Source organism: Pseudomonas sp. I8001, from assembly GCF_013385345.1.
Classification (GTDB): domain Bacteria; phylum Pseudomonadota; class Gammaproteobacteria; order Pseudomonadales; family Pseudomonadaceae; genus Aquipseudomonas.
Genome location: NZ_JACAQC010000059.1, coordinates 48,729 through 62,970, shown reverse-complemented (window position 1 = coordinate 62,970; position 14,242 = coordinate 48,729). Strand labels below are relative to the sequence as shown.

Sequence of the window (14,242 nt, the reverse complement as noted above, 5' to 3'; positions counted from 1 at the left end):
GCGTAAAGGCCCGGAATATAGCATGGGCATTATTCCGTTACCGACAGGCTCTGTCACAAACGCGGCATAACGCTGGGGCTTGGATCGGAAAAGTATTACTTTCGAGTTCTTCTAATAAAGAGTAGCCAGGGATGAAATACCAACCGTTTACCCGAACTTTGATTGCCACCGCGCTGGTGCTGACTGTCAGCGGCGTGCAGGCGGCCTCCCAGGCCCCGGTGGCTGGCGAAAATGGCATGGTGGTCACCGCCCAGCATCTGGCGACCCATGTGGGCGTGGATGTGCTCAAGGCCGGCGGCAACGCCGTGGATGCGGCGGTGGCGGTGGGCTACGCCCTGGCCGTGGTGTACCCGGCGGCCGGCAACCTGGGCGGCGGTGGGTTCATGACCGTGCAACTGGCCGACGGCCGCAAGACCTTCCTCGACTTCCGCGAAAAAGCCCCGCTGGCCGCGACCGCCGACATGTACCTGGACAAGGACGGCAACGTGGTCCCGGACCTCAGCTCCAAGGGCCACCTGGCGGTCGGCGTTCCCGGCACTGTGTCGGGCATGGAACTGGCGCTGAGCAAATACGGCACCCTCAAGCGCGCCCAGGTCATCGCCCCGGCGATCAAGCTGGCCGAAGACGGTTTTGCCCTGGAGCAGGGCGATGTCGACCTGCTGCACACCGCTACTGACGAATTCAAGAAAGACAAAGACCTGCGCGGCATCTTCCTGCACGGCGGCGAGCCGATGCTGGTGGGCCAGAAGCTGGTGCAGAAAGACCTGGCGAAAACCCTGCGGGAAATCTCCGCCAAGGGCACCGATGGCTTCTACAAAGGCTGGGTAGCCAAGGCGATTGTGGATTCCAGCCAATCGGGCAAAGGCATCATCACCCAAGCCGACCTGGACAAATACAAGACCCGCGAACTGGCGCCCATCGAGTGTGACTACCGTGGCTACCACGTGGTGTCCGCACCACCACCGAGCTCGGGCGGGGTGGTCATCTGCGAAATCATGAACATCCTCGAAGGCTACCCGATGGCCGACCTCGGCTATCACTCGGCCCAGGGCCTGCACTACCAGATCGAAGCCATGCGCCACGCGTACGTCGACCGCAACAGCTACCTCGGCGACCCGGACTTCGTGCAGAACCCGGTCGAGCACCTGCTGGACAAGGATTACGCCGCCAAACTGCGCGCTGCCATCGACCCGCAGAAAGCCGGGATCTCCCAGGACATCAAGCCGGGCGTTTCGCCCCACGAAGGCAATAACACCACCCACTACTCCATCGTCGACAAGTGGGGCAACGCGGTCTCGGTGACCTACACCCTCAACGACTGGTTCGGCGCGGGCGTGATGGCGAGCAAGACCGGGGTGATCCTCAACGACGAAATGGACGACTTCACCTCCAAGATCGGCGTGCCGAACATGTACGGCCTGGTGCAGGGCGAAGCCAACGCCATTGCTCCGGGCAAGACGCCGCTGTCGTCCATGAGCCCGACCATCGTCACCAAGGATGGCAAGGCGGTGATGGTGGTGGGTACGCCGGGTGGCAGCCGTATCATCACGGCCACGTTGCTGACCATCCTCAACGTGATCGACTACAAGATGAACATCCAGGAAGCCGTGGACGCCCCGCGTTTCCACCAGCAATGGCTGCCTGAGGCGACCAATATCGAACGCTTTGCCCTGAGCCCCGACACCCAGAAAATCCTCGAAGGCTGGGGCCACAAGTTTGCCGGCCCGCAGGACGCTAACCACCTGGCGGCGATCCTGGTAGGCGCGCCGTCCCTGGACGGCAAGCCGGTCGGCAATAACCGTTTCTATGGGGCTAACGACCCTCGGCGCAATACCGGGTTGTCACTGGGCTACTAAAGCCCGCGGATCAGCTCCAGCACCTCGGCCTTCTTCAGCGGGTGCTTCAGGCGTTGCGAGAGCAGCGCCATGGCCCGCTGATGTTCACAGGCAACTACCGCTTCCACTTCGTCGCCCTGGCAGAGCAGGGCGATGAAGTCGTGGCGCTGCAGGTCGCCTTCCACGTGGAGCTGATTCCAGTGGCGGGGGTGGCCCAGCAGTTCAAAGGTCTTGCCGAAGTGATACGTCCAGAAGAACGGCACATCGGCAAACACCTGTTGTGCGCCCAGCATATTGCGCGCCGCCAGCACCCCGAGTTGCTGCGCCACACGCCAGTGTTCGATGCGCACGGGTTGGCCGTTCCATGGAAAGGTCACCATATCGCCCGCCGCCCATAGTCCGGGCGCGACAGACAAACCGGCATCGGCTTTCAGCGACTGGTCCTCGGCTTTTTCCAGCCCCTCGACAAACCCCGTGGCAGGCGTGACGCCGACGCCTATCAGTACCAGGTCTGCGGCCAATCTGTGGCCGTTTTTCAGCACCACCGTCGTCACGTCCATGTGGCCTTCCAGGCGTGCAGGCTCGCTGGCGGTGTGGAATATCACGCCGTTGGCTTCATGCAATTGGCGCAGTGAGGCACCGATGCGCTTGCCCAGTTGAGCCGCCAGCGGAATCTCGTGACGGCCCACCACCTGCACCGTCAACCCGCGCTTGCGTAAGGCGGACGCGGCTTCCAGGCCGATAAAACTGTCGCCGATGATCACTGCACATGTGCCCGGTTGAGCCGCCTTGACGATACGCGCCGCATCGTCCCGGGAGCGCAACACGAACACGTTGTTGAGTACGGTGCCCGGAACATCCAGCGGCCTGGCTTCGCCGCCGGTGGCCAGCAGTGCGGCGTCGTAGTCGAAGTGGCGACCGTCCGCAAGCTCGAGGCGCTTGTCTTGAGGGTCGAGGTGGCGCACTTCGCCGTGGATCCGCGACGCGTGGCAGGTGGCCTCGTCCAGCAAGGGCGGTGTTTCCTGCGGCGGCATCTCGCCGCAGATGACGAATTTGCTCAGGGCGGTGCGGTCGTAGGCGGGGTCCTGTTCCTGGTCGATCCACAACAACCGGCCGCTGAAACCCTTGCGGCGCAGCGTGGCCACGGCCGCCGAACCGGCTGCACCGGCGCCAATCACGATAAAGCAGCGCGAATCGTTGGTGTGCGGGGCAACGGGCGAGGGCAGTGCCTCGTCGCCCACACTGACCACGCCGTCGTGAATCTGCACCGGGTACTGCTTGAGCTGCACCAGCGCGGGCGGCTCGCAGACCTGGCCGTCATCCACCCGGAAGGCCGCCTTGTGCCACGGGCAAATGATCCTCCCGTTACAGACCACGCCTTGCTCCAGGGGCGCCCCGGCGTGGGGGCAATCCGCCTGATAGGCACGAACCTCGCTACCCGAACGCACCAGCAGGATGTGATGGGCGGCGGTTTCAACACGAACGCCACGGTCTTCGGGCAAGTTGATCAAGCGGGCAACGATGCGCATGTTCATAGGCCAATCTCCTTTTAAGGATTGACCTGTGCCCCGGGTAGAGGACTGCGTTGACCCGATAACCGGTCTTCAGCCCTGCGCGCCAGAGCGTTGAAAGTGGGTCGTGCCTAACGAGCGGTGCATGAAAACCGTCCCCGCCGGTCAATCCAGCAGTTGTTCCACAGCTGAAAAGGCCTGGTCCTGGCGTGCTTGCCAATCCCCACGGATGACCCGTAGCGGTAGATGATGTTGCTCCAGCCAGTCACGACTGGCCTGAAAAAACGCCAGGCGATCGGCAAACTCCGGCTGGCAGCGCTGGCCATCGGCGGTCCACTCCACGTCTTCCGGCGACAGCAGCAGGTGCAGGTCGTAGTGGCGGGCGAGCAGTTCGCTGTCGAGCCACGCCGGGTAGTCGCCAAACAGGGTCTGGCTCCACAGCTTGTTGGTCAGCAGGTTGGTGTCGAGGATCAGCAACGCCGGCTGCGCGGCGCGGGCGGCATCTTCCCAGGCCAACTGGCCCCGGGCGATCTCCGGGATATCCGCCAGGGTGGTATCGCGCTGGTGGTGGTCGATGAAATAACGCACGTATTCGCCCACCATTACCCCGCCAAAATGTGCCTGCAACTGGGCGGCCAGCCAGCTTTTACCGCTGGATTCCGGGCCGGCCAGTACCACCACCTTCATGCGTGCAACGCCGGGTCGGCGCGCCATTCACGCCAGCCCTGCACGGCGATCACGGTGAACAAGGCGTAGAGCGCGGCGGTGAGGTACAGGCCTTTGTAGAGGAACAGCCCGACGAAGATCACATCCACGGTGATCCACAACGGCCAGCACTGCACGCGTTTTTGCGCCATCCACATCTGCGCCACCAGGCTGAAGCCGGTCAGGGCCGCGTCCAGCCAGGGTTGGGCGGCGTCGGTCCAGTGGGCCATGGCTGCGCCCAGCAACAGGCTGCCCACAGCACCCACAGCCAGGCCTTGCAGGATCGGTTGCAGGCCCAGGCTGGTGACTTGCCGGCCTTGCTTGACCTCACCGGCGCGGGTCCACTGCCACCAGCCGTAGAGTTGCAGGGCGGCGTAGATCACTTGCAGGAGCATGTCGGAGTAGAGCTTCACATCGAAGAAGATCCAGGTGTACAGCAGCACCATCACCAGGCCGATGGGCCAGCACCACGGGTTCTGTTTAACCGTCAACCAGACAGCGATCACCCCCAGGGCGGCGGCAAACAGTTCAAGCCCGGACATGGCGGTTCCTTGGGGGAGTCGAAGAGGGCGCTGATTGTAACCAATGTGGGAGCGGCGGTGCGACGATAGATCGTTCCCACGCTCTGCGTGGGAATGCAGTTCCGGACGCTCCGCGTCCCGGCTCTGCGCAACGGTGACGCAGAGCGTCACAGGATGCGTTCCCACGCAGAGCGTGGGAACGATCATCGGCGTCAGACCTTGAATTGGCGCAGAAGGCTGTCGAGTTGTTCGCTCAGGCCTTTCAAGTGCGCGCTCGCGACGCTGGACTGCTGCGCCGCCAGCGCGGTGCTGTGGGACAAGCCGGCTGCCTGGGTGACGTTCTGGTTGATGTCTTCCACCACATGCGCCTGCTGCAACGTGGCACTGGCAATCGAGGCGTTCAGCCCGTTGAGATTACGCAGCGCCTGGCCGATGGCAGTCAGGCTCGCTCCCGCCTGGCCTGCTTGTTCGATGGTCAGTTGCGAGGCCTGGTGGCTGTCACTGATGACCTTGACCGCTGCCTCCGAATGGCCTTGCAGGCGCTCGATCATCGCCTGGATCTCTGCCGTGGATTTTTGCGTGCGCTGGGCCAGCAGCCGTACTTCGTCGGCCACCACCGCAAAACCACGGCCTTGCTCCCCGGCGCGGGCCGCTTCGATGGCGGCGTTGAGGGCCAGCAAGTTGGTCTGGTCCGCAATCGAGCGGATCACTTCCAGCACGCCGCCAATCTGCGTGCTTTCAGTCGACAGCGTCCGGATCACCTCCACGGCCTGGCTGATGGTGCCGGAGAGCTGGTCGATCCGTTGCAGGCTGCCATCGATATTGAGCTGGCCCTGTTCGGCCTGCACCTGGGCATCGCGCATTTCGCTGGCGGCATGCTCGGCATTTTTGGCCACGTCCTGTACGCCATAGGTGACTTCATTGATCGCCGTCGCCACCAGTTCCATCTGCTGCGATTGCTGTTGGCTGCGGTCATGGGCATCGCTGGCGTTGCTGCCCAGCTCGGTGGACGACTGGCCCAAGGCGTTGGCGCAGGTCTGCAACTGGCCTACCACCTGCCGCAGCTTGGCGGTAAAGCTGTTGAAGTGCCGCGACAATTGAGTGACTTCATCCTGGCCATGGGTGTCGAGGGTGCGGGTCAGGTCGCTTTCGCCACTGGCGATATTGGCCATCGCATTCACTGCCTGCTGCAACGGGCGCACGATGCTGCGGGCGATCAGCACCACCAGCAGGGCCATGATCAGCGCGATCACCAGGCCAACCACCGAGGCTTTCCACACCTGGCCGCGGAACTCGCCTTGCACGTCATCGACATACACGCCGGAACCGATGATCCAGCCCCAGGGTTCGAACAGCTGTATATAGGAGGTCTTGGCCACCGGCGCATCGGCGCCGGGTTTGGGCCAGCGGTAATTCACCATCCCCGCGCCCTTGGCCTTGGCCAGGATCACGAACTCGTTGAACACTGCAAAGCCGTCCGGGTCACGGATGGCCGACAGGTTCTGGCCGTCGAGCTTGGGGTTGGCCGCGTGCATGATCATCACGGGCGTGAGGTCGTTGATCCAGAAGTAGTCGTCCTTTCCGTAGCGCAAGCCACGTACTGCGCTCAAGGCTTGCTTCTGCGCCGCTTCACGGCTCAGGACGCCGCTGGTTTCGAGGCTGTGATAATAAGTCAGGATCCCGCTGGCGGTTTGCACCACGCGCTGGGTCTGCTCACTCTTGGCCTGGTACAGGTCGCCATGAATCTGCTTGAGCATAAGCAGGCCGAGGGTTAGCAGCATCAGCACGGCGACGATCAGGATCAGCCAGAGGCGCCGGCTGATAGACATATTGCGCAAACTGTTCATGGTCCTGTCACTCCGTGTTCTTATAATTTTGGGTGCTGCATCGACATTTCCGGCTTGTCTGATAGGCTTTCGGCCCAGAATCAAAAAACCTGAGTCCTGCCTGATTTTTCACGGAATTTTCGCAGTTCGGCCTTGATTATTTGCGCTGTGCTTGCAGCGCACTCTTCGTTAGTGAACGTCTAAAAAATATCAACGAGGCATGCCGTGGGCATGACCTTTGGGGGAATCGATGGATCTTTGGACCGCCGTACAGGCACTGATACTCGGCGTTGTAGAGGGGCTGACGGAGTTTTTGCCGATCTCCAGTACCGGGCACCAGATTATCGTGGCCGACTTGATCAACTTCGGTGGCGAACGCTTTGAAGCGTTCAATATCATCATCCAGCTGGGCGCGATCCTGGCGGTGGTGTGGGAGTTTCGACGCAAGATCCTCGACGTGGTCATTGGCTTGCCGACCCAGCGCAATGCCCAGCGTTTCACCGTCAACCTGATCATTGCCGTATTGCCGGCGGTGGTGCTGGGGGTGATTTTCGCCGACCTGATCAAACACTACCTGTTCAACCCGATCACCGTTGCGGCGGCGTTGGTGGTGGGCGGCGTCATCATGTTGTGGGCCGAGCGCCGCCAGCATGAAGTGCACGCCGAAACCGTCGACGACATCACCTGGAAGGACGCGATCAAAGTCGGCTTCGCCCAGTGCCTGGCCATGATCCCGGGCACCTCGCGCTCGGGCGCTACCATCATTGGCGGTCTGTTGTTCGGCCTGTCACGCAAGACCGCCACCGAGTTCTCGTTCTTCCTGGCGATGCCGACTATGGTCGGCGCAGCGGTGTATTCGGGCTACAAGTACCGTCACCTGTTCCAGCCGGATGACCTGCCGGTGTTTGCCATCGGCTTTGTCACCTCGTTCATCTTCGCGATGATCGCGGTCAAGGCGCTGCTCAAGTTCATCGCCAGCCACAGCTACGCGGCGTTCGCCTGGTACCGGATCGCCTTCGGCCTGGTGATCCTGGCCACCTGGCAGTTCGGCTGGATCGACTGGTCGGCCGTCAAGCCATGATCATCCAGCATCCGCGCTTCAAGGCGTTGGTGTTTGCACTGTTGTGCGCCGCGCCGCTGTTTGGTGCGGCGCTGCTGGGGTACCGCGGGGTTTCGCTGATCCCGCTGGTGGCCTATGGCGTGGTCAGCGTGGTGGCGTTCCTGCTGTACTGGAGCGACAAGCGCAAGGCGCGGGAAGACAGCTGGCGCACCCCTGAAAACGTCCTGCACGCGGTGGAGCTGGCAGGCGGTTGGCCGGGGGCGTTGATTGCCCAGCAGGTGTTCCGCCACAAGACGCGCAAGGTGTCTTATCAGGTGGTGTTCTGGCTGATCGTGTTGCTGCACCAGGTGTTCTGGATTGATCAGCTGTTCCTGGGTGGCACGCTACTCTCGATTTTCTAGCAACAAGCCGACCTGCGTGCGCTTGGGCAGCTTGCTCACCACCAACTGGTGGGAACGCTGCAACAGGCCACGCAGTTCCTCGGCGCCCAGCGGGTAGGGCGTTTCCATGATGATCCACTGCGCCCGCGCCAGGTACGGCGCCGGGTGGATGCCGGGGCGATCCACATGGCCCAGGAACAGCTCCTTGTCGACCTTGAACGCCAGCGAGTCGCCCCGCAGGTTCTGCAAGGCAAACATCTTGTTGCCGGCAATCGAAAACACCCGCACGCCGCCCCATTTGTAATCTTCCCGCGCGCCGGGCAAACCCAGGCAAAACGTGGCGACTTGTTCTTCGGTCATTCTCATAGCAAACGGTCTCCGCAACCTTTGAAGGCGTTATCCAGGTGGTCGATCCAGGCCCGCACGGCCGGCAACACGCCGCGCCGATGTGGGTACACCGCCTGCAACCAGCCACCCGGCAATGACCATTGCGGCAAGAGCTGCACCAATTGGCCGTTGGCCAATTCCTCCTCGCAATACATCATCGGCAGCACGGTAAACCCCAGGCCGGCGAGGGCGCAGGCCTTGCGTACCAGGAAATCATCGATCCCCAGCCGCGCTTCCATCACCAGGTCGTGGCTGCTGCCCTCCGGGCTGAGCATGCGGAAGTGCACCATGCGGTCTGCTTCCAGGGCGCCCAGCACCGGCAGTTGCTTGAGGTCTTCCAGGGTGTCGATCTGCCGCTCACGCACAAAGTCGGGGCTGGCGACAATCGCGGTCTGGGCCTGGCGCAGGCGCTTGGTCACCAGCAGCGGGTCTTCATCCCCAAGCTCGCGCACGCGCAAGGCCACATCAATGCCTTCGGCCACCAGGTCGACGCGGCGGTTGACCAGATTCATCTCCAACTGCACCAGCGGGTTGGCGGTGAGAAACTCCGCCACCACGGTCTGCAGGAATTGGTGAGCCAGGCCCACGGGGCTGCTGACCCGCAGCCGACCGCGGGGTTCGCTGGACATGCTGGCCACTGCCTCGTCGGCCATTTCCGCCTCCAGCAGCATTGCCTGGCAGTGGCGCAGGTAGCGTTCACCCACGGCGGTGAGGGTCAGTTGGCGGGTGGTACGTTGCAGCAAGCGGGCGCCGAGGCGTTCTTCCAGCTCGGCAATGCGCCGCGACAGCCGCGACTTGGGAATCCCCAGCAGTCGCCCGGCAGCGGCGAAACCGCCGGCTTCCACCACCTTGGCGAAGTAGTAGAGGTCATTCAAATCTTGCATGGTCGGCCTATTGTCCTGTCAGTGGGACGAATAATCGCATATTGCCTAACTAATCGCTGATTGGTTTCATCTGTAGGCTTATTTCCATTCCGTCGCCCTTGGCGATGCTTACTTGGAGATTAACCATGAAACTGTTGCATATCGATTCCAGCATCCTCGGCGACAACTCGGTTTCCCGTCAGTTGAGCGCAGGTGTCGTCAAGACCTGGCAGGCGGCCGAGCCAGGCGTTGAAGTGACCTACCGTGACCTGGCCAGCGAAGGCATCAACCACTTTTCCGGCGTGACCCTGGGTGCACTGGGCACCGCTGCCGAGCTGCGTGATGCCGTACAGAAACATGAAGCCGAGCTGAGCGCCAACACCCTCGCCGAATTCCTCGCGGCCGACGCCATCGTCCTGGCTGCGCCGATGTACAACTTCACCATCCCGACCCAACTCAAGGCCTGGATCGACCGTATCGCCGTCGCCGGCCAGACATTCCGCTACACCGAAAACGGTCCTGAAGGCCTGGCCGGTGGCAAGAAAGTCATCATCGTGTCGACCTCCGGCGGCCTGCACGTTGGCCAGCCTACCGGTGTGGCTCACGAAGACTACCTGAAAGTACTGCTGGGCTTCCTCGGCATCACCGACATCGAAATCGTCCGCGCCCACGGCCTGGGCTATGGCGATGAAGTGCGCAGCAAGGCGATCAGCGACGCCAACGCAGTGATCAACGAACAATTGTTTGCCGCAGCGTAAGACTTGTGTAAATTTTGCTGTTCCTCGATATCAATCTGATTCGAGGCGCCTAAACTCTGTATTCTGCTCGCCTGAAAAGCGATCGGAGTACGGAGTTTTTTCGTTTACCCGCTGTCACTACTTTGGCCCAGGTTATGCACGCATGGGTAAACCCTGCCAGTCCGAGCGCCTGAACCATGGATACTTCAACAGCTACGCGGGCTTACGCAACAAAGGTGGACATCCCCATGATGCGTCTTTGTGCAGTCTTGGTTCTCTCCCTGCTCGGCGGCCTGATTTCAGTGCAAGCCGCGCCCGCGCCGCACCCCCATTGGAGTGTGGGCTTCCACCGCATGACCTTTCTCGACCCGCTGGATCTGCAGCCGATGAAAGCCGTCGCGTTCTACCCGTCCACCGGCCTGGAACACACCACTCAGGTGGGCGCTTATCACATCGCCGCCACTGAAGACTCGAAAATCGCCATCGGTCGCTTTCCGATGCTGATGCTGTCCCACGGCAATACCGGCACGCCCCTGGCCCTGCACGACCTCGCCACCTCCCTGGCGCGCAAGGGGTTTGTGGTGGTGGCGGTGCTGCACCCTGGCGACAACTACAAGGATCACAGCCGGCTGGGCACCTTGAGCAACCTGTACGGGCGCCCGATCCAGATTTCCGAAGCGATCACCGCCACCCTCGGCGACCCGATGCTGTCGCCATTCGTCAACGTCGACCAGGTAGGCGTCATCGGTTATTCGGCCGGTGGCGAAACCGCGCTGATCCTCGCCGGCGCCAAGCCGGACCTCGACCGCCTGCGCCGCTACTGCCAGCAGCGCCCGGAAGATCGCGACGCCTGCACCACCAAGGGCGAGTTGATCGTCGACCGCGACGACCTGCAACCGCAGGCCGACCCGCGTATCCATGCCTTGATGTTGATGGCGCCGTTGAGCCTGATGTTTGGCCGCCACACCCTGGCGGACGTGCATGTACCGGTGCTGCTCTACAGCGGCGACGGCGACAAGCTGGTGGCCGTGGACAAGAACGCCGAGGCCCTGGCGCGCAAACTGCCGGAGCCGCCGGACTTCAAGCTGCTGGCCGGGGCAGGGCACTTTGTGTTCATGGCGCCTTGCGACGAGAGCCAACTGGCCGCGATGCCCGCCATGTGCACCGATGCCGACGGGGTTGACCGTGAAAGCATCCACCGCGACCTGATTTCCGAGGCCGGGCGGTTCTTTAATCACACCCTTGGGCAATCCACCCGGGCGGGCTTGCAGACGGCTGATCAGTAAGCGCGGCGCTTGAGCAGCAACGTCAGGCCCAGGCCGGTGACCGAGAGCAGGGCGGCGCAGAAGAAGATCCACGAGTAGCCCAGGTTCAGCGCCACCGCACCCATCACCGGCCCGGCAATGGCCAGCGCCAGGTCAAAAAACACCGCATATGCACTCAACCCGGCGCCCCGGCTGCTGTTGGGCACCTGCTTGATCGCCTCCACGCCCAGCGCCGGGTACACCAGCGACAAACCAAAGCCGGTCAGCCCGGCGCCGATCAAGGCCACGCCGGTGGACGGTGCCAGCCACAGCAGCGTCAGGCCCAGGGTTTCGATGGTCATGCAGGCAATCGCCGCGGTGAAGCCGCCGAAGCGGTTGATGGCAGAGATAAACACCAGCCGTGACAGGATGAAACACACGCCAAATACCGTCAGGCACCAGGCGGCGCCGGTCCAGCCACGGCTCAGGTAGTAGAGGGTGATAAAGGTGGTGAGGGTGCCGTAGCCAATCGACGCCAGGCACAGGCTGGCGCCAAACGGCGCAATGCGTCCGAATACGGCCCAGAATGGCAGCCGCTCGCCGCGTACTACGGGCACTGAAGGTTTATTGCGGATCAGCAACAGGCCCAGGGCGGAAAGCACCGTGAGGGCGATTCCGAGGCTGGTGTAGCCGTAGTCGGCAACCATCACCACCCCAAGTGGGGCACCAATGGCAATCGCACCGTAAGAGGCGATGCCGTTCCACGAGATCGATCGTGCCGTATGTTCGGCACCGACCGCGCCCATGCACCAACTGATGGTGCCGACGCCGATCAGGCCCTGCGCGACGCCGAGTAACAGCCGGCCGACAATCAATATGCCGAGGCTCAGCAACGGCAGGCTTTGCACCAGCGTGGCGATGAACGTCAGCACCCCGCTCAGCAGAATCCCGCTCAGGCCCAGCACGATAGCGCGCTTGGTGCCGACGTTGTCCGACATGCGCCCCGCCATGGGGCGGCTGAGCAGCGTGGCCAGGTATTGCGAGCCGATGGTTATCCCGGCGACCACCGCGCTGAAACCCAGCTCACCGTGGACATAGCCGGGGATGACGGCAATCGGCAGGCCGATACAGATAAACGCGATAAACGTGTAGAAAACGATGGAGACGATCTGCAGGGTGATCGACAAGGAGCTGGGGGCGGCGGGCTGTGTGGCAGGCATGGGGACTCGTTCGCGGGCGGGCGGTGAGGGCATCATGGCAAGGGCTTGGGGTAAAAGGAAGCAGGCTAACTATATTTGATGATATTGCGGCCCGTGCCTATCCGGCTTTGGATCCATGGGGCCTCCCTGGCCCGGGACGACTAAAGCGGACGCGGTAAAGTGTGGGAGCTGTCGAGCTTTAGCGAGGCTGCGAAGGCGGCGGCATGGTCAATAAAGATGTTGCCTGGCACACCGCTATCGCGGCCTCGCTAAAGCTCGACGGCTCCCACAGAAAAGCAGAGCCATATCCCAAAAAAAAGCCCCATCACACTGGACGGGGCTTTCGCATTTCAAACTACCGGCGGCTCTTAGAAAACCACACCCTGACTACGCAGGTAATCGTCATAAGTCCCGCTGAAGTCGATCACCCCACTCGGGCTCAGCTCGATGATGCGGGTGGCCAGGGACGACACAAACTCCCGGTCATGGCTGACAAAGATCAGCGTACCCGGGTAGTTCTCCAACGCCAGGTTCAGCGCCTCGATGGACTCCATGTCCAAGTGGTTGGTCGGCTCGTCCATGATCAGCACGTTCGGCTTTTGCAGGATCAGCTTGCCGAACAGCATGCGACCTTGCTCGCCACCGGAAATCACCTTCACCGACTTCAGGATCTCGTCGTTGGAGAACAGCATGCGGCCCAGGGTACCGCGAACCACTTGCTCGCCTTCCTTGGTCCAGCGGCCCATCCAGTCGAACAGGTTGGACTCGTCTTCGAAGTCCGAAGCATGGTCCTGGGCGTAATAGCCCAGTTCAGCCGCGTCGGTCCACTTGACCGTACCGGCATCCGGGGTCAGTTCGTTGACCAGGGTACGCAACAGGGTGGTCTTGCCGATACCGTTCGGGCCAATGATCGCCACGCGCTCGCCGGCTTCAACCTGGAAGCTGAAGTCCTTGAACAGCGTCTTGCCGTCAAAGCCCTTGGCCATGCGATCGACGATGACCGCCTGGCGGTGCAGCTTCTTGGTCTGGTCGAAGCGGATGAACGGGCTGACGCGGCTCGATGGCTTGACTTCGGCCAGCTGGATCTTGTCGATCGCCTTGGCACGGGAAGTGGCCTGCTTGGCTTTCGAGGCGTTGGCCGAGAAGCGGCTGACGAAGGATTGCAGCTCGGAGATCTGTGCTTTCTTCTTGGCGTTGTCCGACAGCAACTGCTCGCGGGACTGGGTCGCCACGGTCATGTATTCGTCGTAGTTGCCCGGGAACAGGCGCAGCTCGCCGTAGTCCAGGTCGGCCATGTGGGTGCAGACGCTGTTCAGGAAGTGACGGTCGTGAGAGATGATGATCATCAGGCTGTTACGCTGGGTCAGGATGTTTTCCAGCCAGCGGATGGTGTTGATGTCCAGGTGGTTGGTTGGCTCGTCGAGCAGCAACACTTCCGGGTCGGAAAACAGCGCCTGGGCCAGCAATACACGCAGCTTCCAGCCTGGTGACACTTCACTCATCGGGCCGTTGTGCTGCTCGATGCCGATACCCAGGCCCAGCAGCAACTCACCGGCGCGGGATTCGGCGGTGTAGCCGTCCATCTCGGCGAAGTCGGTTTCCAGCTCGGCCACGGCCATGCCGTCGTCTTCGGTCATTTCCGGCAGCGAGTAGATGCGGTCGCGCTCGGCCTTGACCTTCCACAGCTCTTCGTGACCCATGATCACGGTGTCGAGTACGGTGAATTCCTCGTAGGCGAACTGGTCCTGGCGCAGTTTACCCAGGCGCACGTTCGGCTCCAGCATGACCTGGCCGCCCGACGGGTCGAGGTCGCCACCGAGGATTTTCATGAAAGTCGACTTGCCGCAACCGTTGGCACCGATCAGGCCATAACGGTTGCCTGCGCCGAACTTGACCGAAACGTTCTCAAATAGCGGCTTGGCGCCGAACTGCATGGTGATGTTAGCTGTGGAGATCAATTACTTTACCTATCAA

At 62.1% G+C, this 14,242-nt stretch carries 13 protein-coding genes; 5 read left to right on the top strand and 8 right to left on the bottom strand.

Features of this window, described 5'->3' with window-relative positions:
* The first annotated feature begins 131 nt into the window (after positions 1 to 131).
* A complete protein-coding gene (ggt, locus tag HX839_RS29070; protein ID WP_003215346.1) occupies positions 132 to 1,856 on the top strand; it encodes a gamma-glutamyltransferase in 1,725 nt (574 codons plus the stop codon).
* Here the strand turns inward: ggt and HX839_RS29065 are convergent.
* From HX839_RS29065 to HX839_RS29050, 4 genes are all read right to left on the bottom strand, one after another.
* Positions 1,853 to 3,370, bottom strand: coding sequence for an FAD-dependent oxidoreductase (locus HX839_RS29065; RefSeq protein WP_177068076.1), 1,518 nt, complete (start codon positions 3,368 to 3,370; stop codon positions 1,853 to 1,855). The genes ggt and HX839_RS29065 overlap by 4 nt on opposite strands.
* Positions 3,371 to 3,511: 141 nt before the next feature.
* A complete protein-coding gene (locus HX839_RS29060) occupies positions 3,512 to 4,033 on the bottom strand; it encodes an AAA family ATPase (RefSeq protein ID WP_177009475.1) in 522 nt (173 codons plus the stop codon).
* Positions 4,030 to 4,593, bottom strand: coding sequence for a nicotinamide riboside transporter PnuC (gene pnuC / locus HX839_RS29055; protein WP_003215352.1), 564 nt, complete (start codon positions 4,591 to 4,593; stop codon positions 4,030 to 4,032). The genes HX839_RS29060 and pnuC overlap by 4 nt, the downstream gene beginning before the upstream one ends.
* Positions 4,594 to 4,784: 191 nt before the next feature.
* Entirely contained in the window at positions 4,785 to 6,419 is a 1,635-nt protein-coding gene (locus HX839_RS29050) for a methyl-accepting chemotaxis protein (protein WP_177009413.1), read from the bottom strand.
* Between the two features lie 229 nt (positions 6,420 to 6,648).
* Between HX839_RS29050 and HX839_RS29045 the strand changes: the two genes are divergently transcribed.
* Entirely contained in the window at positions 6,649 to 7,479 is an 831-nt protein-coding gene (locus HX839_RS29045; RefSeq protein WP_003215357.1) for an undecaprenyl-diphosphate phosphatase, read from the top strand.
* A complete protein-coding gene (locus HX839_RS29040) occupies positions 7,476 to 7,859 on the top strand; it encodes a DUF1294 domain-containing protein (protein ID WP_003215359.1) in 384 nt (127 codons plus the stop codon). The genes HX839_RS29045 and HX839_RS29040 overlap by 4 nt, the downstream gene beginning before the upstream one ends.
* Here HX839_RS29040 and HX839_RS29035 read toward each other — a convergent pair.
* Together HX839_RS29035 and HX839_RS29030 are read right to left on the bottom strand one after the other, a co-directional pair.
* Positions 7,842 to 8,204, bottom strand: a complete 363-nt coding sequence (locus tag HX839_RS29035) for an MmcQ/YjbR family DNA-binding protein (RefSeq protein ID WP_177068075.1) — start codon at positions 8,202 to 8,204, stop codon at positions 7,842 to 7,844. The genes HX839_RS29040 and HX839_RS29035 overlap by 18 nt on opposite strands.
* The gene (locus tag HX839_RS29030; protein ID WP_003215364.1) at positions 8,201 to 9,109 is read right to left on the bottom strand and encodes a LysR substrate-binding domain-containing protein; all 909 of its coding nucleotides are present in this window, start codon (positions 9,107 to 9,109) and stop codon (positions 8,201 to 8,203) included. Before HX839_RS29030 ends, HX839_RS29035 begins: the two co-directional genes overlap by 4 nt.
* A gap of 125 nt (positions 9,110 to 9,234) precedes the next feature.
* On the opposite strand from HX839_RS29030, the gene HX839_RS29025 reads away from it, so the two are divergent.
* Positions 9,235 to 9,846 (top strand): FMN-dependent NADH-azoreductase, encoded by a 612-nt coding sequence (locus tag HX839_RS29025; protein WP_003215366.1) that lies wholly within the window; start codon positions 9,235 to 9,237, stop codon positions 9,844 to 9,846.
* Positions 9,847 to 10,073: 227 nt separating this feature from the next.
* On the top strand, positions 10,074 to 11,111 hold the full coding sequence (locus HX839_RS29020) for a dienelactone hydrolase (RefSeq protein WP_008436172.1): 1,038 nt from the start codon (positions 10,074 to 10,076) through the stop codon (positions 11,109 to 11,111).
* Here the strand turns inward: HX839_RS29020 and HX839_RS29015 are convergent.
* Both HX839_RS29015 and HX839_RS29010 read right to left on the bottom strand, forming a co-directional pair.
* Positions 11,105 to 12,289: an MFS transporter gene (locus HX839_RS29015; protein WP_177068074.1), complete on the bottom strand. Its 1,185-nt coding sequence runs from the start codon at positions 12,287 to 12,289 to the stop codon at positions 11,105 to 11,107. The two genes, HX839_RS29020 and HX839_RS29015, sit on opposite strands and share 7 nt — an antisense overlap.
* Before the next feature lie 347 nt (positions 12,290 to 12,636).
* Entirely contained in the window at positions 12,637 to 14,226 is a 1,590-nt protein-coding gene (locus HX839_RS29010; protein WP_008436174.1) for an ABC-F family ATPase, read from the bottom strand.
* Positions 14,227 to 14,242 lie beyond the last annotated feature (16 nt).

Coding starts and splice junctions, on each gene's coding strand:
- HX839_RS29050 (WP_177009413.1), bottom strand. CDS start 6,419: ATGAACAGTTTGCGCAATATGTCTATCAGCCGGCGCCTCTGGCTGATC.
- HX839_RS29015 (WP_177068074.1), bottom strand. CDS start 12,289: ATGCCTGCCACACAGCCCGCCGCCCCCAGCTCCTTGTCGATCACCCTG.
- HX839_RS29065 (WP_177068076.1), bottom strand. CDS start 3,370: ATGAACATGCGCATCGTTGCCCGCTTGATCAACTTGCCCGAAGACCGT.
- HX839_RS29030 (WP_003215364.1), bottom strand. CDS start 9,109: ATGCAAGATTTGAATGACCTCTACTACTTCGCCAAGGTGGTGGAAGCC.
- HX839_RS29025 (WP_003215366.1), top strand. CDS start 9,235: ATGAAACTGTTGCATATCGATTCCAGCATCCTCGGCGACAACTCGGTT.
- HX839_RS29035 (WP_177068075.1), bottom strand. CDS start 8,204: ATGAGAATGACCGAAGAACAAGTCGCCACGTTTTGCCTGGGTTTGCCC.
- HX839_RS29045 (WP_003215357.1), top strand. CDS start 6,649: ATGGATCTTTGGACCGCCGTACAGGCACTGATACTCGGCGTTGTAGAG.
- HX839_RS29040 (WP_003215359.1), top strand. CDS start 7,476: ATGATCATCCAGCATCCGCGCTTCAAGGCGTTGGTGTTTGCACTGTTG.
- pnuC (WP_003215352.1), bottom strand. CDS start 4,593: ATGTCCGGGCTTGAACTGTTTGCCGCCGCCCTGGGGGTGATCGCTGTC.
- HX839_RS29020 (WP_008436172.1), top strand. CDS start 10,074: ATGATGCGTCTTTGTGCAGTCTTGGTTCTCTCCCTGCTCGGCGGCCTG.
- ggt (WP_003215346.1), top strand. CDS start 132: ATGAAATACCAACCGTTTACCCGAACTTTGATTGCCACCGCGCTGGTG.
- HX839_RS29060 (WP_177009475.1), bottom strand. CDS start 4,033: ATGAAGGTGGTGGTACTGGCCGGCCCGGAATCCAGCGGTAAAAGCTGG.